This is a genomic window from Streptosporangium sp. NPDC049644, assembly GCF_040675205.1.
GTDB lineage: Bacteria > Actinomycetota > Actinomycetes > Streptosporangiales > Streptosporangiaceae > Streptosporangium > Streptosporangium fukuiense.
Window position 1 is genome coordinate 17578 of sequence record NZ_JBFAOJ010000061.1, and the last position, 21568, is coordinate 39145.

Consider the following 21568-nt stretch of genomic DNA (forward strand, 5'->3'; position numbering starts at 1 on the left):
CCGACGGCGGGGCCATACCATTTGAACGGGCGAACACCCGATCGGATAGGGGCAGCGTGGGAGAGCTTCGAAGCAAGGCCGAGCACACCGAGGCCATCAGGACCGAGGGCAGGGTCTGCGTGGTCGTCAACACGCGCTCGCGCCGAGGCCGGCGTCACTACCCGGAGGTGGTCCGCGCGCTGCGGGCCGCGGGGTTCGGGGCGATCCGCTTCTTCCCGGTGGTCGATCCCAAGCGGCTGCGCGCCACCCTGGAGGAGGCCCTGGCCACGGGGCCCGACCTGCTCGTCGTGGGTGGCGGCGACGGCACGCTCAGCTCCGCCGTCAAGCACGTCGCCCACCGCGACGTCGCCCTCGGCGTGCTGCCCCTGGGCACCACCAACAACTTCGTCCGCAGCCTCGGCGTCCCCCTCGACCTCGCCGGAGCCGTCGAGGTGCTGCGCACCGGCAAGGTCGCGGACATCGACCTGGGCATCGCCGGAGACCGCGAGTTCGCCAACCTGGCCAGCTTCGGGGTGTCGGTGGAGGTGGCGGGCAAGGTCAGGCACGGGGTGAAACGCCTTCTCGGCCGCGCGGCCTACCCGCTCACGGCACTGACGATCCTCCCGGGCCACCGGCCCTTCCGGGCCTTCCTCACCGTGGACGGCCGCCGCCACGAGCTGCTCACCCACCAGCTCAACATCGCCAACGGCCGCTTCCACGGCGGCTGGCAGGTCGCCAAGGACATCAGCATCGACAACGGTCGCCTGGTCGCCTACCAGCTCGGCTCGGGCAAGCGTCTGCGCCTGCTGGTGGAGACCATGATCCGGGCCGGTAGCGGCCGCTGGCGCAGCCTCGCGGGTGGTCCATTCGTCGTGGGGCGCGAGATGCACCTGGAGACCGACCCGCCGCTGGCCGCCGACGTCGACGGCGAGGTCCGCCTGATGACCCCCATCACGATCCGCACCGTCCCCAACGGGCTGCGGGTGATGGTCCCCGAGGACTTCGTCGACTCCTGAGCCGCGTTGAGCGTCGCGAACAGGCCGGGACGGCGCCGCGACCGTGCCATCAGCCCAGCGTCGTCGATCCTCGCCGGCGCACCGGGGGAGGCGGCCATGTGCCGGGCTGTGGGTTGACCCCTGCCCCGCCGCGGGCCCGGTTCGCCTTCACGACTGTTTTCCGGTGATCCGCCGGAATCTCATCCTGAGCCTGTCGAGCAGCGGCTCCTGTCCCGGCCCGCTCCCGCCACGGGGGCTCTCCTGGCGCCCGCCCCCGTTCCACGCGGGCGCGTGGGCGTCTCGCGGCTCGCGCCGCTCCGGGCGCTCGGGGGCCGCCACGCCGGTGTTCGCCGCGTCGGGGGTCTGGGGACGGGGGGCCGGTGCGCCGGAATCCGGCGCGGTGAGGGCCGGCGGGCGGGGGCGCCGCGCCCGCCGCAGGTCGGACAGGGCCTCGGCGGCGTCCGGGCGCTTGTGCGTCGCGTGGTCGCGCATGCGCCGGAGCAGGTCCATGATCTCGGCGGACGCCTCACTGGGGGCGGGTTCGGCGTCGGGATTGGCCGGTGGGAGCTCCCCGGTCAGCAGTTGGAAGGCGATCACCCCGGCCGCGTACACGTCGGAGGCGGCGGTCATCCGCTCGGGCATGGCCTGGCACTCGGGGGCCGCGTAATGGGTGTCGAGCACGTTGGGCAGCTCGTTGGCGACGGTGTGCGCGCGGGGGCCGGGCTTGGCGTAGTCGAACCCGGTGAGCATCGCCCGGCCGTTCTCCGTCACCAGCACGCACGCGGGACTGAGCGCCCGGTGGATCACGTTGTTGGCGTGCACGTGGGCCAGGCCCAGCAGCATGTCCTCCACCACGTCCAGCCGGGCGGCGGTGGAGAGCGTGCGGGGGGAGGCGGTGAGGTGCAGGTGCAGCGCCTGACCGTGCACGTCGTCGAGGACCAGTACGAACCGGCTCTCGTCGTCGATGGCGAAGAAGTCACGGGCGCGCACCACGCACGGGTGCGCCGGGATCCTGGTGAGGGCCTGGTAGGCGTTGGTGATCAGCCGTCGTTCGGCCGCTCTCGGCTCCTCCTCCGCCAGGGGGTCGGCCCGGTAGACGCGCAGCAGGACCGTCTCGCTGCCGGGAACCGTCGCGTTGATCGCCCGGTACTCGGTGACCCGGTTGTCGCCGCCCAGCTGTTCCTCCACCTCCCAGCTGCCGAAACGCGGCGGCGCCGTGGAGCGTCGCACGCTCCCGTTGAGCGCCTCGATGATCGCGGTGCCGTACGGCGCGGTGTCCGTGGTGTGGCCGCGCCTGACGCGGGAGGCGTCACTGAGCGTGCCGACGAGCCCGGCCAGGTCGGTGACGTGGCGGGAGTCGCGGCCGGCCGGGTCGACCAGCTCCGCGTCGGCCCCGGTGAGCACCACCAGGCTGTCGACGTAGACCCGGTCCAGCTCGCGCCGCTCCTGGGTGAGCAGCCCCTTGAGCGCGCGCCCGTTGCCGCGCAGCTTGGCGACGGGGGAGCCGAACGCCTCCCGCCGCAGCGGGAACCAGCGGTTCCCCGCGACCTCGATCCTGCCCCGGGTGCCCTTGACGTCGATGACGCAGAGTGAGTGGCCGGTCAGGACGATCACGTCCACCTCGAAGGTGTCGTCGCCGCGGGGCACCTCGATGTTGTGCAGCAGCAGCCAGTCAGGTGGGGCGCTGTCTCGCAGGTGCGCGATGACCCGTCGCTCGGCGTCGTTGACCGGGCTTCCGCCGCCGACGATCTGTGCCATCTCTAGCGTGCCGCCTTCCTGATCGTGCTCATCGTGTCACGCAGTATCTCAAGAGGCTCATCTTCGCCCGTACCTTTACTTTTCCACCACTCGGACACGCGGGCCTCCCTATGATCATGGCCTAGTCCTGGCCGGGAGACGTGATCGGCGTGTTCGGCACGTCGGGCGTCCGTCGGATCTCGAGTGCCAGGCGGGGTATCGCGGCCGCTCGGGAGGCCGAACGTCCTCCTCGCCCGCCGCGGCTCCCGCGGGTCGTGGTGGTGGGGCGGTGTTACCCCTGTGGCTTCCGTGAGCATCGCCGCCGGGCCGATGTTTGCCGCGGTGGGACAGGGTAGGCGTCCTTTCCTGTAAGGGAGGAGGCAGTCCATGGTCAACACCAAGGAGTCACTGCCGACGTCCGAGCTGATTCGGCAGATGTCGGAGCAGGTCTCGCGTCTGGTCAGGGACGAACTCCGCCTGGCCAAGGCGGAACTCACCGAGAAGGGCAAACACGCGGGAATCGGCGCCGGGCTGTTCGGCGGGGCGGGAGTCGTGGCCCTGTTCGGGGCAGGCTCTCTGGTCGCCGCGGTGATCCTGCTTCTCGCGTACGTGATGCCCGCCTGGGTGGCCGCGGCGGTCGTGGGCGTGGTGCTGCTGGCCTTGGCCGGCGTGCTCGGGCTCTCCGGCAAGCGCCAGGTCGCCGAGGCGGCCCCGCCGACCCCCGCGCGGACCATCGAGAGCGTCAGGGACGACATCTACGCGGTGAAGGAGAGGGCCCACCGATGACCGAGACAGACCCGGGGGGACCCGACCGGCCCCGGGCCGAGGCTGGAATCACCGGATCCCGAAGGAAAAGGGTCGGTGCCCCGATAACGCCGGAGGAGAGGGAGTCGCTGAACATCCCGCCGAAGCAGCCGTACGGCACGCCCGGCGGGGATCTCGACGTCCCGGAGTCCGAGCGCGACGGCACGCCCCGGCCTCCGGAGAGCGTGGCCGCCGGCGCCACCCCTTACGCCGACACCGCCGACACCGGTGTCGGCGAGGCGAAGACCGGCAAGATCATCAAAAAAGACGAGAACGACGTGGAAACCGTGCGGCGGGATATCGAGGACGCCCGCCGCGAACTTGGCGACACTGTGGAGGCACTGGTGCACAAGACCGATGTGAAGGGCCGTTTTCAGGAGACCGCCGCCCAGGTGGGTGAGGACCTGCGCAGAGCGAGAGCGGCGACCGCCACCACCGCCACCGAGATGGTCGAACGGGTGAAGGAGGCGACTCCCGAGGTCGTCGGCCGGGTCAAGGAGGCGACCCCCGCCGAGATCAAGGAGGCGGCGGAGAAGGTCACGGCCGAGGCGGGCAAGCGCCCCGTTCTGACGATCGCGGCGGTGGCCGCGTTCGCCCTGGTCGTCTTCCGGGTGCTGCGGAGAGGAAGGAAGCGGTAGCCGGCCGGCGACACCGGCAGGGCCGTCCCCGACGACTCACGGAGGGCGGCCCGAAGCCCTCGGAACCACCCTGACGAGACCGCCGGGGCGACGCGAACCGCCGGATCTCCGGAGATCCGGCCAATAGCCATGCGCTCAGGCGAGCCAAACTCAGGTCTGCCGGGGTAATCTGACCGTTTCCGGGCGGGCGGCGGACCCCCTCCTCTCCGCCTGCCCGGACCTTCCCGCCGCCGATGTCCCGCGGAGCCGCCTTCGCTCCGCCCGGACCTTCACAGCGGCCTGCGCCGACCAGGCCGTATTTTCATAGTGAAAGGCGAAGTATCCGGACTCAGGCACATGCGCGGCCGAGCGCATGTAGCGTTCTCGGGCAGGACATGTTCTCGGGGGACACACGGGAGGTCTCATGCGCCACGCTCTCGGGATCGCCGCAGGCCTCGCGCTCATCGCGGCGGCGCTCTCCCCGCTACCCCAGGCTCAGGCCAGTTGTGTCAGCGCGGCCAGGAAATGCCAGGCCAAACCGCTGATCGGTATCGAGGTGGCGGCCAGGGCCACGTCTCCGGCGGCGCCGGGCGGGCAGGTCTCCTACACCCTTGACTACTCCATGACCCTGACCCCGTCCTTCGCCCCCTACTGGGGCACCTTCTGGGTGGGGGGCCGCTTTCCCGCGGGGCGGGGCCCCAGCAGGGCGGTGCTGCTCGACGCCACCGGCAAGCGGGTCGCCGTCCTGCGCTGCCGCGAGCACTCCGACGGTGTCTGGTGTGCCGCGGGCAGCCACATCCCGCACCGGGGGAGAGTGGTCCTCACCGCCCGTACCGGGGGCAAGGGCGTGACCAGACTCGGTTTCGACAGTTTCGAGGAGCTCGACCGCAAGGAGTCCGAGCGGCGCTTCAGCCGGCGGGAGGCGCGCGCGCGATTCTGCAACCACCGTTTCACCGCGACCGTCACCACCGTCACCACGACGCCGGACTCCTGAGGGGACGAGTCGGACGCCGCACTGACCGGTGTGCACCACCTCAAGATCTGGGTGAGCGGCCTGGCGCGGAGCCGTTCCTGGTACGAACGCGTCCTGGGGCTGGAGCACCACACCGGCTTCGAGGACGAGGAGGTCCACGCCACCCAGGTGGGCCCGGGGGGCGTCTACCGAAATGCGGGCCAGTGCTCCGGCCTTCAGGCCGGGGAGGAGTTCAACGATCAGGACCGGCCCCAGGCTTCGCCCCCGGGCGGGGCCTGAGACACCCGCCGCCGGAGCGGTGGCAAGCCCGGCGCGGCCGTGCCGGGCAGGGCCTTCCCGTGGTCGCCGGGGAGTTCCGACGGGGGTCCGTGGCCCCGGCCGGGGCGATGCGAGATCATGTCCCTGCGGCACCTGGTGAAGTACCTCCAGCGGGCCAGGACCGGCCCGCTCACCCCCGCGGGGCCGCTTTCCCCGAAAGGACCTCGTGATGGACTTCGAACTCAACGAGGAACAGCAGCTGTTCCGCCGGACCCTGCGGGAGTACGTCGACAAGGAGATCGTGCCGGTCGCCCCGGAATGGGAGCGGACCGGCCGCTACCCCACGGAGATCGTCGAGGGCTTCCAGCGGATGGGGCTGTTCGGGATCACGATCCCCGAGGAGTACGGCGGGCTGGCCCTGGACCGGGTGTCGTTCGCCCTGGTCTTCGAGGAGATCGCCCGCGGCTGGATGGGCGTGGCCGGGGTGCTCGGCTCGCACTCCCTGGCCGCCTGGATGATCGCCACCCATGGTACGGAGGAGCAGAGAAGCGCCTATCTGCCGGACCTGGCCACCGGTGCCCGCCGTACCGGCATCGCGCTGACCGAGCCGGCGGCCGGCACCGACCTGCAGGGCATCCAGACGCGGGCCGTCCGCGACGGCGACCACTACGTGATCAACGGCACCAAGACCTGGATCACCAACGCCCGGCACGCCGACCCGATGCCCGTGCTGGTCAAGACCTCCCTCACCGATCCCGCGCACCGGGGCATGTCCATCATCCTGGTCGAGGCGGGAACCCCCGGCTACACGGTCAGCCGCGACCTGCCCAAGCTCGGCTACAAGGGCACCGAGACCTGTGAGATCGTGCTGCAGGACGTGCGGGTCCCGGCCTCGGCGCTGCTCGGCGGGGTCGAGGGGCGGGGCATGCAGCAGGCGCTCTCCGCCCTGGAACTCGGCCGGGTCAACATAGCGGCCCGTGCCGTCGGCGTCTCCCAGTGCGCCTACGACGCCGCGCTGAGCTACTCGCGCGAGCGCCACGCCTTCGGCCGGCCGATCTCCGACTTCCAGGCCATTCAGCTCAAGCTCGCGGACATGGCGACCGACATCCAGGCGGCCCGGCTGCTGACCTACTGGGCGGCGGTCCGCTCCGAGAACGGCGCGGTGAACTCCGAGGCCGCGATGGCCAAGTACTTCGCGTCCGAGGTGGCGCTGCGCACCACCATGGAGGCGATGCGGATCCACGGCGGTTACGGCTACTCCCAGGAGTTCGTCCTCGAACGCCTCTACCGTGACGCGCCCCTGATGGCCATCGGTGAGGGCACCAACGACATCCAGCGGATGGTCATCGCGAAATCTCTCATCTCGGGTACCGCTAAGGTCGGATGGTGATGCGATCTGCCCTTTATGTCCCAGGTGACCAGCCCGAAAAACTCGCCAAGGCGCTCGGCAGGGGAGCCGACAGCCTGATCGTGGACCTTGAGGACGCGGTCCTGCCCGTGCACAAGGAGGCGGCCCGCGCGGCCGTCGCCGCGTGGCTGCGCGGGCTCGGCCCCGACACCCCCGAGATCTACGTACGGATCAATCCCGGCGCGGCCGGACACGACGACCTTCGGGCGGTCGCCCTGCCCGGGGTGCGCGGGGTCTGCGTGGCCAAGACCGAGTCGGCCGCCGAACTGGAGGCCGTCGACGCCGTGCTCGCCGCCGCCGAGGCGGCCCAGGGACTGCCGGGCGGCTCCATCGTGGTGTGCCCCCTGCTGGAGAGCGCCGCCGCGATCCTGGCGGCCCCGGAGATCGCCAGGGCGCCCCGTGTCTCGCGCCTGCAGATCGGCGAGGCCGATCTGCGCGCCGACCTCGCGGTCGAGACCGGCCCCGACGAGCGCGAGCTGCTGTGGGCTCGCTCCCAGGTCGTCCTGGCCTCGGCGGCCGCCCGGCTCGCCCCGCCCCTCGCCCCGGTCAGCACCGACTTCCGCGACCTCGACGCCCTGCGCGTCTCCACCCTCGCCCTGAAACGCCTCGGTTTCCGCGGCAGGGCCTGCATCCACCCCGCCCAGGTGGCCGTCGTCAACGAGGTCTTCACCCCTTCGGAGGAAGAGCTCGACCGGGCTCGTGACCTGATCGCCCGCTTCGAGGCGTCCGGATCAGGTGTCGTCACCGACGCCAGGGGCCAGATGGTCGACGAGGCGGTGGTGAGGGCCGCCCGCCGCCTCCTATCCTGACGTGATGCCAGATGAACGGTGTCTGTTCTGCGCCATCGCGGCGGGGGAGCGCCCGGCCCACGTCGTCGTCTCCGACGGCGTGGCCGTGGCCTTCCTGGACACGCGTCCGGTCTTCAAGGGCCATGTCCTGGTGGTCCCGCTGACCCACGTCGAGACGCTGGCGGACCTGCCGGTGCCGATGGTCGGCCCGTTCTTCGAACGCGTCCGTGCCGTCGCCGCCGCCGTCGAGTCGGGCCTGGCGGCGGCCGGCACGTTCGTCGCGGCGAACAACCGCGTCAGCCAGAGCGTCCCGCACCTGCACGTCCACGTGGTCCCCCGTAACCGCAAGGACGGCCTGCGCGGCTTCTTCTGGCCCCGTACGAGATACGACGACTCCGCCGAGGCCGAGACCTACGCCCGCCGGGTCCGCGAGGCCCTCGGCCCCGCCCCGCCGGTCTCCTGAACCGCCGGACCGCCTCCGGCCTCGGGGGCGGTGGCGAGGGGTTTCGCGGGTACCCGTCCGCGTCGCTCGCCGGAGCGGGCTCCCCGAGCGGGTTCGCCCGGGACGGGGGCTTGTCCGGAGAGCGGGGGCCGGTCGTCTTGATCTACATCGTAAAGGCGCCCGGGACGGTCGCCGGCCGCACACCACAGGAGGGCCGGATCGCCGCCAGGCGGAGCCCGCCCCGTTCTGACCGGATACGGAAGGTCGGTGTGATCCGCATGGGCCGGGCGCGGGTGGGGCCGGGCGTATAAGGTCCGGAGCGTGGAACCCGTCATCGCCGTGTTGCTGGTCGTCGCCCTGATCGGGGTACCCGCCCTGGTGCTGTGGCGGGTGTTGCGAGGGCGCAGGGAACTGGGCAGCAGCCCGGCCGAGCGGGCCACGTTCGAGACCCTGCACACCGCCTCCCTCGCCGCGCCGCCGCTGCGGGCCGGGCTGACCGAGGCGGGGGCGCAGAAGGCGTCCCGGCACCTGCGGGAACTGCTGGGCTCCCCGGCGCTGGCGGTCACCGACGAGGAGAGGCTGCTGGTCTACGACGGTGAGGGCGACGACCATCACGCCCGCGAGGCGTTCACCCACGCCGCCAAGACGCTCACCGGGGGCCGGACCCGGGTCCTCGGCCCCGAAGTCGTCTGGTGCGATCTTCCCGAGTGCCCGATCAGGTTCGCCGTGGTGGTGCCGCTGACCACCGACGGGCGGGTGGTCGGTTCCCTGGCCGCGTACGGCGGGCACGCCTCCGCGGGGCTGGTCAGGGCCGTCCACGAGGTCGCGAACTGGGTCGACTCGCAGCTGGAGCTGGCCGAACTCGACAGGTCCAGGACACGCCTGATGGAGGCCGAGGTCCGGGCGCTGCGTGCGCAGATCTCCCCGCACTTCATCTACAACTCGCTGACGACCATCGCCAGCTTCGTCCGTTCCGATCCCGACCGCTCCCGTGAGCTGTTGCTGGAGTTCGCCGACTTCACCCGCTACTCTTTCCGGCGGCACGGGGAGTTCACCACGCTGGCCGAGGAACTGCGTTCCATCGACCGCTACCTCACCCTGGAACGTGCCCGCTTCGGCGACCAGCTTCAGGTGACGCTGCGCATCGCCCCGGAGGTGCTCGCGGTCGCGGTTCCGTTCCTGTGCCTGCAGCCGCTGGTGGAGAACGCGGTCCAGCACGGGCTGGAGAGCAAGCCCGGGATAGGGCGCATCTCGATCGTCGCGGAGGACGCCGGGGCGGAATGCCGGATCAGTGTGGAGGACGACGGCGTCGGCATGGAACCGGACCGCCTGCGCCGCATCCTGGCCGGTGACGCCGACGAGCGCTCGGGGGCGGGAGGAGTGGGGCTGGTCAATGTGGACGAGCGGTTGCGCCAGGTCTACGGGGACGAGTACGGCCTGGTGGCGGAGACGGCCAAGGGGGCGGGTACGAAGGTCAGCGTCCGCCTGCCGAAGTACCACCCGGGTGTCTCCGTCCGTTGAACCGTGCCCGCTCGGCCGCCCGGTTCGCGGTCGGGTTCCCTCGGTGCTCTGCCCGTCGGCCCGCCGTGCCGTCCACCGGTCGCCCGCCCGGCCGCCGGGCTCTCCAGCGTGACCGGCCTTCCGAATCCGATTAGGTCCTCCCCCGGAATATGAAAAAGTTGACAGGCGATGTCTAATTCATCACCCTCTAGAAATTCCCGCGTGAACGACCTGGAGGAGTGACCGTGACCGGCCTGCGTGTCCTTGCGGTGGACGACGAGCTTCCCGCGCTGGAGGACCTGGCCTACCTGCTCCGGGACGACCCCCGCATCGGGGAGGTCTCCCTGGCCAGGGACGGGGCCGCCGCGCTGCGCGTGCTGGACCGGGCGATCGCCGACGGGCGGCCGATCGACGCGGTCTTCCTCGACATCCGGATGCGCGGTCTGGACGGGGTGGTGCTCGGCCGCCTGCTCTCGCAGTTCGCCAACCCGCCCCGGGTGGTCTTCGTGACGGCCTACGAGGAGCACGCGGTGGACGCCTTCGAGATCAAGGCGGAGGACTACCTGCTCAAGCCGGTACGGCCGGAGCGGCTGGCCGAGGCCATCCGGCGGGTGTTCGTCTCGGCGGAGCTGCCGGAGAGCGAGGGCGCGGGCCGTGCCGACCCCGACACCATCCCGGTCGAACTGGGCGGTGTCACCAGGTTCGTGGCCAGCACCGAGGTCCGCTACGTCGAGGCGCAGGGTGACTACGCCCGCCTGCACACCGCGGGCGGCAGTCACCTCGTGCGCATCTCGCTGGCCACGTTGGAGGAGCGCTGGTCGTTGGCGGGTTTCGTCCGGGTGCACCGCAGCCACCTGGTCGCGGTCAAGCACATCGACGAGTTGCACATCGACTCGGGCCGGTGTGTGGTCCGCATCGGTGAGACCGAGATCCCGGTCAGCCGCCGCCACACCCGTGAGCTGCGCGACCTCCTGGTCCGCCGGGCGCGCAAGGGCAGGCAGGAGTGAGCCGCGACCCGGGGGCCAGGGAGGAGTCCGAGCCGCGCCGGTGGATCACCGACCGGTCGCGCAAGGATTCCGAGCGGTCACGTAAGGAGCCCGATCGCTCACGCAGGGAGTCCGAGCGGCCGCGGCGCGAGGTGGTGACCAGCCCTCGCACCATGGCCCCCCGTCATCCCCGCTACCCGGTCACCCGGGAGATCGACGAGCAGACCCGGCTGGGTGAGATCTACATGCACTCGCTGGTCCGCACCCAGTTCCGGCTGGCCCTGTTCGTCTGCACGGTGCTGGGCTGTGTGGTGGTGGGGCTGCCGCTGCTGTTCCTGCTGGTGCCCGAGTTGCACGCGGTCCGCCTGCTGGGGATCCCGCTGCCCTGGGCGGTACTGGCCGGTCTGATCTACCCGGCGTTCGTGATCGGTGCCTGGCTCTACGTCCGGCAGGCGGAGCGGAACGAGCGCCACTTCGCCGAGCTGGTGGACAGGGCACGTTGACCCCCCTTCAGGGCCGGGAGCCCGAGGTCTCCACACCGGGAGGCGTCAGATGAGCACCGCGTACGGTGTGACGGCGGTCGTGCTGGTGGTGCTGGCCGCGGTGCTGATCGGCGCCTTCGGGATCCGGCTGTCGCGGACCACCTCCGACTTCTACGTCGCCTCCCGCACGGTCTCCCCGCTGTGGAACGCCTCGGCCATCGGCGGGGAGTATCTGTCGGCCGCGAGCTTCCTGGGCGTCGCCGGGCTGATCCTCACCTACGGTGCGGACATGCTCTGGCTGCCGGTCGGCTGGACGGGCGGTTATCTGGTGCTGCTCGTTCTGGTCTCGGCTCCGCTGCGCCGTTCGGGCGCCTACACGCTGCCGGACTTCGCCGAGGCGAGGCTGGAGTCGATGGCGGTGCGGCGGATGGCGGGGGTGCTGGTCGTGCTGATCGGCTGGCTGTACCTGATGCCGCAGTTCCAGAGCGCGGGCCTGGTCCTGCGGGCCATCACCGGCGCCCCGGAGTGGGCGGGGGGCCTGCTGGTGGCGGCCGTGGTCGCGGTGAACGTGATGTCTGGGGGCATGCGGTCGATCACGTTCGTGCAGGCCTTCCAGTACTGGCTGAAGCTCACGGCCCTGGCCGTGCCGCTGGCGTTCCTGTTGCTGGCGTGGCGGAGCGGGGGAGCCCCGGGGCTGAGCGAGCGGGATGTGGCGACCTGGGCGCTGCCGCTCTCCAGCGGCAGGGAGTACGGTCTCTACTCGACCTACTCGCTGATTTTGGCCACGTTCCTGGGCACCATGGGGCTGCCGCACGTGCTGGTCCGCTTCTACACCAATCCCGACGGCCGGGCCGCCCGCCGTACGACGCTGGTGGTCCTGTCGCTGCTCGGGGGTTTCTACCTGCTGCCGGCCGTCTACGGCGCGTTGGGCAGGATCTACGTCCCGGAGCTGGAGGGCAGTGACACGGTGGTGCTCACGCTGCCGGGGCGGCTGATCGGCGGTGTGGCCGGTGACCTGCTGACGGCGCTGGTGACGGCCGGGGCGTTCGCGGCGTTCCTGTCGACCTCCTCCGGGCTGACGGTCTCGGTCGCCGGGGTCATCGGGCAGGACATTCTCAAGGGCGGGGTGCGGTCGTTCCGGGCGGCGGCGGTGCTCGCCGTGATCGTTCCGCTGGGCCTGGCGGTCCTGGCCCGCTCGCTGCCGGTCGCCGACGTCGTTGGCCTGGCGTTCGCGGTGGCGGCCTCCTCCTTCTGCCCGTTGCTGGTGCTGGGCATCTGGTGGCGGCGGCTGACTCCCGCCGGGGCGATGGCGGGGTTGCTCGTCGGTGGCGGCCTGGCCTGCGGCGCGGTTCTGATGACGATCGGAGGGGGGCCCTATCCCGGTCTGGTGGGTGCCATGCTGGCCCAGCCCGCCGCGTGGACGGTGCCGATCGCCTTTCTCGTCATGGTGCTGGTCTCGCTGCTGACGCCGGGGCGCATCCCGCCGAACGTGGCCCGTACGATGGTGCGCCTGCACACCCCGGAGATCCTCAACCTGGATCGGGGTGACTGGCGGCCCCGCTCCTCCTGACGGGTCCGGCGAGCCGCCCGGCCGGGTCTCTTCGGCGGCGACCGTTCGTCGCGCGGGACAGACCTTTCACCGCAAGCCGCGTCCAGCTGAACGCGACGCGGCGGCGCCTCGGCGAAGAGTCCGCGAGCGGGTCTCCACGAGGGGTGGCGTCTCCTCCTACGTTGTCCGTGATCCAGATCACATTTGTGGGAGGTCTTGTGACCGCCAGGCAACATGACTCATCGGTCTACGAAGAGATTCAGGCCGGTGAACAGTTCCAGGAGTTGAAGAGGCGTTTTCGGGCCTGGGCGTTCCCGATGACCGCGGCGTTCCTCGGGTGGTACCTGCTCTACGTCGTCCTTTCCGGCTGGGCGCGTGACTTCATGGGCACGAAGGTCCTGGGCAACATCAACGTGGCGCTGATCTTCGGTCTGCTCCAGTTCGTGTCGACGTTCGGGATCGCCTGGGCCTACTCCCGTTTCGCCGAGAAGAAGCTCGACCCGCTGGCTGACGAGATCCGTCACCAGGCCGAGGGGAAGACCGAATGAGCCACCAGACCCTGTCCACGATCCTGTTCCTGCTCTTCGTCGCGGGAACGCTGGGGATCACCTTCTGGGCCAGCCGCAACACCAAGGACGCCACCGACTTCTACGCCGGTGGCCGGTCCTTCAGCGGTGTGCAGAACGGCCTCGCCATCGGTGGCGACTACATGTCGGCCGCGAGCTTCCTGGGCATCGCGGGGATCATCGCGCTGTCGGGCTACGACGGCTTCCTGTACTCGATCGGCTTCCTGGTCGCCTGGCTGGTGGCGCTGCTGCTGGTCGCCGAGCTGATGCGCAACTCCGGCAAGTTCACCATGGCCGACGTGCTGGCCTTTAGGATGAGCCCCCGTCCGGTCCGTACCGCGGCGGGTGTCTCCACCATCACGGTGTCGATCTTCTATCTGCTGGCCCAGATGGTCGGCGCGGGCGCGCTGGTCGGTCTGCTGCTCGGTGTCACCTCGCCGACGGGCAAGGCGCTCACGATCGTCGGTGTCGGCGTCCTGATGATCGTCTATGTGGTCGTCGGCGGGATGAAGGGCACCACCTGGGTGCAGATCGTCAAGGCGGTGCTGCTCATGGGCGGTGCCACCCTGGTCACCCTGCTGGTGCTCGGCCACTACGGTTTCAACCTGTCCGGCCTGCTCGGCGACGCCGCCGCGCAGAGTGACAAGGGTCAGGCGTTCCTTGAGCCCGGTCTGAAGTACGGCACCGAGGCGCAGGGCATCGCGGGCAAGATCGACCTGATCAGCCTGGGCCTGGCACTGGTGCTCGGCACCGCGGGCCTGCCGCACATCCTGATCCGCTTCTACACGGTTCCCACCGCGCGGGAGGCGCGTAAGTCGGTGCTGTGGGGCATCGGCATCATCGGCGTCTTCTACCTGCTGACCCTGGTGCTCGGCTTCGGCGCGGCGGCGCTGGTCGGTGGCCAGGCGATCACGGCGCAGGACAAGGCGGGCAACACGGCGGCGCCGATGCTCGCCGAAGCGATCGGCAAGGCCATCTTCGGCGACGTCGGAGGCACGATCCTGCTGGCCGTCATCGCGGCGGTCGCCTTCGCCACGATCCTGGCGGTCGTCGCCGGGCTGACGCTGGCGTCGAGTTCCTCCTTCGCCCACGACCTGTACGCGCACGTTTTCAAGCGCGGCAACGTCACCGACCGGGAGGAGGTGCTGGTCGCCCGGATCTCGGCCTTCGTCATCGGCGCGGTCGCCATCGGGCTCGGCATCCTCGCCCAGGGGCAGAATGTGGCCTTCCTGGTGGCGCTCGCCTTCGCCGTGGCGGCCTCGGGCAACCTGCCCGCGATCCTCTACAGCCTGTTCTGGAAGCGGTTCAACACCGCCGGCGCGGTCTCGGCCATCTACGGTGGCCTGGTCTCCGCGCTGGTCCTGGTGGTCTTCTCGCCGGTCGTCTCGGGCAGTGCCACCGCGCTGTTCCCCGACGCGAACTTCGCCTGGTTCCCGCTGAGCAACCCCGGTATCGTGTCGATCCCGCTCGGCTTCCTGGCCGGGTTCGTCGGCGCGCGCCTCAGCAAGGAGTACAGCGCGGGCAAGTACGCGGAGATCGAGGTCCGCTCGCTCACCGGCATCGGCGCCGAGCAGGCCACCTCGCACCAGCCTGTCGGCGGGGTCCAGCGGCTGCCCGGTACCGACCCTGAGCTGGAGCCCAGTGCCGACTAGGTTCCGATGTGGCACAGCCTGAAACCGACCGGGGTCCGGCCGCACCGCGGCCGGGCCCCGTCGTGTCCTTCTAGCGGGACGCCTCGTCCAGCAGGGCCAGCTCGTCCTCGGACAGCGTCAGGTCGGCGACCGCGAGCAGCGGCCGAAGCTGTTCGACGTTGCGGGCGCTGGCGATCGGCGCGGCCACCGTGGGCTGGGCGGCCAGCCAGGCGAGGGCGACGGTGGCCGGGGCGGCTCCGTGGGAGGCGGCGACCTTGTCCAGGGCGTCGAGCACCCTCGGCCCGCGCTCGGAGTGGAGGTACTGCGACGCCTGGCCCGCGCGGGGGCTGTCCACCGTGATCCCCGGCCGGTACTTGCCGGTCAGGAAGCCGCGGGCCAGGCCGAAGTACGGTGTGCTGGTCAGCCCGGCCTCGGCCACCACGTCTCGCAGTGCCCCCTCGTAGTCGCGTTCGAGAAGGTTGTAGTGCTGCTGCAGCACCCCGTACCGCGCCAGGCCGTCCCGTTCGGAGATCTCCAGTGCCTCCGCGAGCCGCTCGGCGCTGTAGTTCGAGGCGCCGATGTTCCGCACCTTGCCCTCGGTGACCAGGTCGTCGAACGCGCCCAGGGTCTCCTCCAGAGGTGTGGCCGCGTCGTCGATGTGGGCCCAGTACAGATCGATGTAGTCGGTACGCAGCCGCCGGAGCGAGTCCTCGGCCGCCGCTCGGATGTTGGCCGCCGACAGCCCGGTGCGGCCGTTCAGTGAACCCACCTTGGTCGCCACCACGATCCGGTCACGGTTGCGGCGGGAGGCCGTCCATTCGCCGATGACGGTCTCGGACTCACCGCCGACGTGTCCGGGCGCCCACGCGGAGTAGACGTCCGCGGTGTCGATGAAATTGCCGCCCGCCTCGGCGTAGGCGTCCAGGACCGCGAAGGAGTCGTTCCGGTCCGCGGTCCAGCCGAATACGTTGCCGCCGAGACAGAGAGGAAACAGGTTCAGCTCAGAAAAGCTCATGGGCTAACTCTATTTCTCGAGTAATCGCGCGGGTACGGGGCATCGGTGACAGCCGTCGGAGCACTATTATGTGCGGCGTCAATAAGACTGTCGGAGGCTCCCATGGCACCCGGTTCACGGTTACGCGGACTCCTCGTCGGTGCTGTGATCGCGGGCGGTCTTTTCGTCCTGGCGGTGGCCGCCGCGATCGCCCTGATCTCCAACCAGCGCGGGACAGTCGCGGACCCGCCGGTCCCTTCCACCTCGGAGCGGCCCCGCACGCCGGACGCGTCCAGGAGACCGGGAGGGGGGCCCGACGGTGTTCCCGACGGTGTTCCCGACGGTGTTCCCGACGGTGTCGAGGTGGTCGGGGAGAAGCGGTCCGGTGGCCGCCGGATGGACCTGACCCTGCGCTCGGCGGCCCTCGACGACGTCACCCGGGTGCGACTGCTGCTGCCCAAGGGCTGGTCCAGGGACGCGGGCAGGACCTGGCCGACGCTCTGGCTGCTGCACGGGGGGCTCGACGACTACGCGGGATGGTCGAGGTCCGACGTCGAGAGGTTCACGGAGAACGATCAGGTCATCGTGGTCATGCCCGACGGCGGCAAGTGCGGAAGCTACTCCGACTGGTACAACGGCGGCGAGGGCGGGCCGCCCAGGTGGGCGACCTACCACCTCAAGGAGCTGCTTCCGCTGCTGGAGAGCAGGTACGCCGCGGGCAAGGAGCGGGCCATCGCCGGATACTCCATGGGCGGCCAGGGCGCGATGCTGTACGCGGCGGCCGGTGGTTTCAAGGCCGCGGCCTCCTTCAGCGGCGCGGTGCACATTCTCATGCCCGGGGTCGACCTGGCGGTCATGCTCGGCACCACGGCGGGCTGTTTCGGCACCGACTGGAAGCGGATCTGGGGCGATCCGCGGGAGAACCGCGAGGTGTGGGAGCGGCACGACCCGTACCATCTGGCGGACAGGTTGCGCGGGGTCCGTCTTTACCTGGCCTCGGGCGACGGCGGCAGGGGGGACGGTGAGCTCTTCGGGGACATCACCGAGGAACTCGCCAACAAGGCGACACTGGCCTTCGCCGGTCGCCTGCAGTCGCTGGACATTCCCTTCCAGCCCCACTTCTACTCGGGGCGCCACAACATGACCTACTGGAACCGGGAACTCCGCCGGGCGCTGCCCATGCTCCTGGAGGCTGTCGGAGCCCGATGATCCCTTTGCGGCTGCTCCCGCCGACCGCGAGGACGAATATTGGACATAAGGGGGCATAAAGGAAGAGGGGAAGGTCGCCCGAACGCTTCGCCGTCCGGCGGCGATGTTTCTCCGGGAGGCACCGACGGCGATTCTCCGGGAGGCACCGATGGCGATCGCGACGATCAACCCGGCCACGGGCGAGACCCTCAGGACGTTCGACCCGATCGGCGAGGAGGAGGTGGAACGGCGGCTGGCACTCGCCGCCTCCGCGTTCCAGGAGTACCGGGCGGTCGACTTCAAGCAGCGGGCGGTCTGGATGCACGCCGCCGCCGGCCTGCTCCGGGCCGAGCAGGACCGGCTGGCACGGCTGGTGACCACCGAGATGGGCAAGACGCTGGCCGCCGCCCACTGCGAGGTGGACATGTGCGTGCGGGAGATGCGCTTCTTCGCCGACCACGCCGAGGAGTTCCTCGCGGACGAGTCGGCGGACGGGGCCGCCGTGGGCGCGCGGCAGGCGTACGTGCGCTACCAGCCGCTGGGCGCCCTCCTCGGGATCACCTCGTGGGACTTCCCCCTCTGGCAGGTGGTCAGGTCTGCCGCGCCCGCCCTGATGGCGGGCAACGTCTGCCTGTTCAAGCACGCGCCGAACGTGCCGCAGACGGCGCTGCACCTGGGTGGGCTGTTCGCCAGGGCCGGTTTTCCCGAGGGATGCGCGCAGGTCCTGCCGATCGAGCCCGAGCAGGTCGAGCCGTTGCTGCGCGATCGGCGCGTGGCGGCCGTCACCCTCACCGGGGCCGATCGGGAGGGCCGCCCGGTCGCCGCGATCGCGGGCTGGGAGATCAAGAAGACGGTCCTGGAACTGGGCGGCTCCGACCCCTACGTCGTCATGCCCTCCGCCGACCTGGGCGAGGCCACCGCCGTCGGGGTCACCTCGCGGGTGCGCAACAACGGCCAGTCCTCCGTCGCGGCCAAGCGGTTCATCGTGCACGAGGAGGTCTACGACGACTTCGCCGGGCTGTTCGTGGCGCTGATGGAGTCGCTGAGGCTCGGCGACCCCGCGGACGAGGCGACGGACGTGGGACCGCTCGCCACCCGGCAGGGCCGCGACCACGTCGAGTCACAGGTCGCCAACGCCGCGGGGCTCGGTGCCCGGGTGCTCTGCGGGGGAGTGAGCCCGGATCGGCCCGGCTGGTTCTACGAACCGACCGTGATCACCGGCATCACCTCCGAGATGCGGGTGTTCCACGAGGAGGTCCGCGGCCCGGTGGCCGCGCTGTACCGGGTCGCGGACATCGACGAGGCGATCGCCCTGGCCAACGCGACCCCCTTCGGGCTCGCCGCCGCCGCCTGGAGCGGCGACGTGGCGGAGCAGGAACGCCTCGTCTCCGAGATCGAGGCCGGCATGGTGTACGTCAACGGGATGGTCTCCGCCTACCCTCAACTACCGTTCGGTGGTGTCAAGGGCTCCGGGTACGGGCGCGGGCTGTCGGCGTACGGCATCCGGGAGTTCTGCGACGCCAAGACGGTCTGGATCGGCTGATCGCCCGCCGCGTCTCGGCGCGGGGCCCTCAGGCGGGCACCATCTGCCTGGCCGGGAGGCTGTCCACCGGGTTGAGCCGCCCGGCGGGCTCGATCTGCTGCATCAGCTCGTCCATGGCCTCCTGCAGGTGGCCCATGAGCCGCCACACGTCGGCCACCCGGTCCGGGCAGGACAGGATGCCGAAGTCGAGCGAGCCGTCGTAGGAGAAGCAGGTGATGTTGACCCCGCCGCTCACGTCGGTCAGCACCGACATGGGGTGGTAGGCGAGCACCCTGGCCCCGCACAGGTACAGCGGGAGCTGCGGTCCCGGCACGTTCGAGACGATCAGATTGATCGGCGGCAGCATGATCGAGGCCAGCCGGAACACCGTGGAGGTCGCCAGCGCGGTGACGGCCGCGGGCAGCATCGACGACAGCTCGCCCAGCCAGCCGGCGGGGGAGCCGGCGAACCGCCGCTTGGCGGTGTGCATCGTCCGCGCCATGACGCGCAGGCGCTCGCGGGGACAGGCCAGGTCGGTCGGGATGGGGGTGACCATGACGGAGATCTGGTTGCCGACCACGTCCCGGGCGCTCGCGGTGCGGACCGCGACCGGGACCGCGGCGATCAGCGGCCGATCGGGCAGCGCGTCGCGCTCGCGCAGCCAGGCGCGCAGCGCCGAGGCGCACAGCGTCATGACCACGTCGTTGACACTGGCCCCCGAGCTCCTGGCCACCCGTTTGACGTCCGCCAGCGGGATCGACCCGTAGGAGAAGCGCCGCTCGGGGCCGATCGGGCCGTTGAACGGTGTGCGCGGCGCCGTCAGCACGGGCAGTTCCGGCAACTCCCGCCCTCTTCCGGTGATCATCCGGGTGGCGGCGGCCACCTGCCGGGCACCCGGCAGCGCCGAGGCCAGGGGCATCGTGTCGAGTTCGGTCGCCATGCGACCCAGCGAGTACAGCGTTCTGGCGGGCTGCATCACCGACCTGGCCACGGCTCCGGCGAGCATGCCCGCCAGACCGGGGGCGGTGGTCCGCGGCGTGGGCGCGGGCCGCTCGACGACGCGAGGCTCGGGCGTCAGATCCAGCAGCGCGGCGAGCGTCTCCGCTCCCGAGACCCCGTCGATGGCGCAGTGGTGGACCTTGGCGTACAGGGCGACCCGGCCACCGGTCAGTCCCTGGATGAGATGCATCTCCCAGAGCGGGCGGCCCCGGTCGAGGCGCCGCTCGTGGATCCGGGCCACCTCCTCGGCGAGCTGGGCGTCGTCGCCCGGCGCGGTCAGGGTCACCTCGTGGACGTGGCCGGCGACGTCGAGATCGGGGTCCTCCGTCCAGTACGGCCGGTCGAGGTCGAACGGCACGGTGGCCAGGCGGAGCCTCAGCGCCGGGGCCAGGTGCACCCGCTCGCGGAGCAGCCCGATCAGGCACTCGCGGGTGACGGCCCCCGCCCGGGAACAGGCCGGGTCGAGGATGGCGAGCCCCGCGACATGGGCCGCCGTGGTCGCCGACTCTGCGTGAAGGAACTGCGCGTCGAGCGCGGTCAGCTGGCGCATCGGTCGAGCCTCCTGGCGGAAGATGGGAGAACACGTATTGCCATCATCAGGTCGGCACGTTTCCCTCTCGTTTCCTCCGTGGGACCGCGGATGTCTTTCCGACGAGGTCCGGAGGCCCAGCCGATCATCGCGCTAGGTGACATTCCCATTCCGCTCGGTAGTCACGCCTGTCGGATGGAGGTGTCCCGGCAATTCTTTCCGAAGGCGATACCCGGGTACGGGCATCCGGAGCCGCGGACCGGGCCGTTCGGCCCGATCGGGCTCCCGGTCAACCGCTCACGACGGTCACGGGGTGGCGGACGACGGCGTCGAAGAGGTAGCCGAAGTCGTTGTGCGTGGTGTGCGACGGCTGGACCGCGCCGGTCTCGTCGGTGGCGCGGGCGAGCAGGAAGTGCCGGCCGGTCTCCGCGGGTTTCCAGGTGACCTGCCAGCGGGTCCAGGTGGATGCCACGTGCGGTCCGCGCAGCGGAGCGCGCTGCCAGGTGGTGCCGCCGTCCAGGCTCACCTCCACGTCGGCGATCCGGCCGTTGCCCGACCACGACCGCCCGCGCAGCAGGTAGGGACGCCCGGCGACCAGGGTGGCGTTCCAGGGCAGCTCGAAGGCGCTCCTGATCCCCCGCGTGGTCAGCGGGGCGCCGCCCTGCGGCGGGTAGGCGTCGCCGAACATCCGGTAGAACTCGGTGTTCCAGGGCGAGGACAGCGGCGAGGTGGACACCTCGATGTCGCCGACCCACTTGACCGAGGCCAGGCCGATCCAGCCGGGGACGACCAGCCGCACGGGGTGGCCGTGGTCGGGCGGGAGCGGCTCGTCGTTCATCTCGTAGGCGAGGATGACGTCCCGCAGCGCCTTGGCCGCCGGGATCGGGCGGCGTACCCGGCCGTGGTCGACCCCGTCGGCCACGTAGGCGGGGTCGAGTCCGCGGGCCATGACGTCGACGGCGTCCGGGGTGATCCCGGCCCGTTCCAGCACCGTGGCCAGCGGCACCCCGCGCCAGCGGGCCACCCCGATGCCGCCGAGCCGCCACGGGGTGCCGGCGACCTCCTGGTGCTGCTGGGTGGTGAAGAGGCTCCGCCCGTTGCCCGCGCACTCGATCGCCACGTCGCGTGTCACCGAGGGCATCGCGAGTAGTTCCTCGTAGCCGAAACTCCGGGAGGCGCTCAGGCCCGTGCCGTGCAGCCGCAGCCGCCAGGTGGCCGCGTCGACGATCGGGGTGGAGGTGTGGTTGCGGACGAAGAACCGGTCGTTGGGCACGTGGAACCCGACGTCGCCCATGGCGTCCCAGCGCATCTCGGCATTGGTCTCGTGCTCGACGAACAGCTCCGGCGGCAGCGGCTTGACGATCCCCGAGGCGGACGGGTCGTCGCCGGCCCTGTCATCAAGGTCCCTGTCGTCGAGGGTCCTGTCGTCGAGGGTCCTGTCGTCGAGGGTCCTGCCGTCGACGGTGGCCAGTCGGAGCCGGTCGGGGGCCTCCTGTGGAGTCCGCCCGGCTCGGGCGCGCCGGCGGACGGCCTCGTCGTCGAGGTTCTCGTACGGCATCCGGCACCACTCCTCTCTACACCTATTTCCTACCAGTAAACTATGTAATATGCGACGGGTGTC

20 protein-coding genes are annotated in these 21568 nt (G+C 70.9%); 16 read left to right on the top strand and 4 right to left on the bottom strand.

Features of this window, described 5'->3' with window-relative positions:
* Positions 1-56 precede the first annotated feature (56 nt).
* Positions 57-995 (top strand): diacylglycerol kinase family protein, encoded by a 939-nt coding sequence (locus AB0J58_RS28825; protein WP_343976547.1) that lies wholly within the window; start codon positions 57-59, stop codon positions 993-995.
* Between the two features lie 147 nt (positions 996-1142).
* On the opposite strand, the gene AB0J58_RS28830 is transcribed toward AB0J58_RS28825, so the two are convergent.
* Entirely contained in the window at positions 1143-2732 is a 1590-nt protein-coding gene (locus AB0J58_RS28830; RefSeq protein WP_364221311.1) for an NERD domain-containing protein kinase family protein, read from the bottom strand.
* A gap of 366 nt (positions 2733-3098) precedes the next feature.
* Between AB0J58_RS28830 and AB0J58_RS28835 the strand changes: the two genes are divergently transcribed.
* From AB0J58_RS28835 to AB0J58_RS28895, 13 genes are all read left to right on the top strand, one after another.
* Positions 3099-3497, top strand: a complete 399-nt coding sequence (locus tag AB0J58_RS28835) for a phage holin family protein (protein ID WP_364147941.1) — start codon at positions 3099-3101, stop codon at positions 3495-3497.
* On the top strand, positions 3494-4153 hold the full coding sequence (locus AB0J58_RS28840; RefSeq protein ID WP_364221314.1) for a DUF3618 domain-containing protein: 660 nt from the start codon (positions 3494-3496) through the stop codon (positions 4151-4153). The genes AB0J58_RS28835 and AB0J58_RS28840 overlap by 4 nt, the downstream gene beginning before the upstream one ends.
* A gap of 403 nt (positions 4154-4556) precedes the next feature.
* On the top strand, positions 4557-5126 hold the full coding sequence (locus AB0J58_RS28845; RefSeq protein WP_364221317.1) for a hypothetical protein: 570 nt from the start codon (positions 4557-4559) through the stop codon (positions 5124-5126).
* A 30-nt stretch (positions 5127-5156) separates the two neighbouring features.
* Positions 5157-5384, top strand: coding sequence for a VOC family protein (locus tag AB0J58_RS28850; RefSeq protein WP_364221320.1), 228 nt, complete (start codon positions 5157-5159; stop codon positions 5382-5384).
* Positions 5385-5592: 208 nt separating this feature from the next.
* Positions 5593-6753 (top strand): acyl-CoA dehydrogenase family protein, encoded by a 1161-nt coding sequence (locus AB0J58_RS28855; protein WP_364221323.1) that lies wholly within the window; start codon positions 5593-5595, stop codon positions 6751-6753.
* The gene (locus AB0J58_RS28860) at positions 6753-7580 is read left to right on the top strand and encodes a CoA ester lyase (protein WP_343976569.1); all 828 of its coding nucleotides are present in this window, start codon (positions 6753-6755) and stop codon (positions 7578-7580) included. The genes AB0J58_RS28855 and AB0J58_RS28860 overlap by 1 nt, the downstream gene beginning before the upstream one ends.
* 4 nt (positions 7581-7584) lie before the next feature.
* Complete coding sequence (locus AB0J58_RS28865; RefSeq protein ID WP_364221326.1) at positions 7585-8022, top strand: HIT family protein; 438 nt, start codon at positions 7585-7587, stop codon at positions 8020-8022.
* Positions 8023-8322: 300 nt separating this feature from the next.
* Positions 8323-9522, top strand: a complete 1200-nt coding sequence (locus AB0J58_RS28870) for a histidine kinase (protein ID WP_364221329.1) — start codon at positions 8323-8325, stop codon at positions 9520-9522.
* Between the two features lie 224 nt (positions 9523-9746).
* Positions 9747-10508, top strand: coding sequence for a LytTR family DNA-binding domain-containing protein (locus AB0J58_RS28875; protein ID WP_343976578.1), 762 nt, complete (start codon positions 9747-9749; stop codon positions 10506-10508).
* Entirely contained in the window at positions 10505-10990 is a 486-nt protein-coding gene (locus AB0J58_RS28880; RefSeq protein ID WP_364221332.1) for a hypothetical protein, read from the top strand. Before AB0J58_RS28875 ends, AB0J58_RS28880 begins: the two co-directional genes overlap by 4 nt.
* 49 nt (positions 10991-11039) lie before the next feature.
* On the top strand, positions 11040-12539 hold the full coding sequence (locus AB0J58_RS28885; protein ID WP_343976584.1) for a cation acetate symporter: 1500 nt from the start codon (positions 11040-11042) through the stop codon (positions 12537-12539).
* Between the two features lie 197 nt (positions 12540-12736).
* A complete protein-coding gene (locus AB0J58_RS28890) occupies positions 12737-13066 on the top strand; it encodes a DUF485 domain-containing protein (protein ID WP_030908181.1) in 330 nt (109 codons plus the stop codon).
* Positions 13063-14736 (top strand): cation acetate symporter, encoded by a 1674-nt coding sequence (locus tag AB0J58_RS28895; protein WP_364221335.1) that lies wholly within the window; start codon positions 13063-13065, stop codon positions 14734-14736. The genes AB0J58_RS28890 and AB0J58_RS28895 overlap by 4 nt, the downstream gene beginning before the upstream one ends.
* A gap of 70 nt (positions 14737-14806) precedes the next feature.
* Here AB0J58_RS28895 and AB0J58_RS28900 read toward each other — a convergent pair whose 3' ends face one another.
* Positions 14807-15730: an aldo/keto reductase gene (locus tag AB0J58_RS28900; protein WP_364221338.1), complete on the bottom strand. Its 924-nt coding sequence runs from the start codon at positions 15728-15730 to the stop codon at positions 14807-14809.
* Between the two features lie 102 nt (positions 15731-15832).
* Between AB0J58_RS28900 and AB0J58_RS28905 the strand changes: the two genes are divergently transcribed.
* Together AB0J58_RS28905 and AB0J58_RS28910 are read left to right on the top strand one after the other, a co-directional pair.
* Entirely contained in the window at positions 15833-16918 is a 1086-nt protein-coding gene (locus tag AB0J58_RS28905; protein WP_364221341.1) for an alpha/beta hydrolase family protein, read from the top strand.
* A 148-nt stretch (positions 16919-17066) separates the two neighbouring features.
* On the top strand, positions 17067-18440 hold the full coding sequence (locus tag AB0J58_RS28910) for an aldehyde dehydrogenase family protein (RefSeq protein WP_364221344.1): 1374 nt from the start codon (positions 17067-17069) through the stop codon (positions 18438-18440).
* A gap of 28 nt (positions 18441-18468) precedes the next feature.
* Here AB0J58_RS28910 and AB0J58_RS28915 read toward each other — a convergent pair whose 3' ends face one another.
* Both AB0J58_RS28915 and AB0J58_RS28920 read right to left on the bottom strand, forming a co-directional pair.
* On the bottom strand, positions 18469-19968 hold the full coding sequence (locus AB0J58_RS28915) for a wax ester/triacylglycerol synthase family O-acyltransferase (protein WP_364221347.1): 1500 nt from the start codon (positions 19966-19968) through the stop codon (positions 18469-18471).
* 268 nt (positions 19969-20236) lie between these two features.
* Positions 20237-21505 carry a sulfite oxidase gene (locus AB0J58_RS28920; RefSeq protein WP_364221350.1) on the bottom strand — a complete coding sequence of 423 codons (1269 nt, stop codon included), beginning with the start codon at positions 21503-21505 and terminating at the stop codon, positions 20237-20239.
* Positions 21506-21568 lie beyond the last annotated feature (63 nt).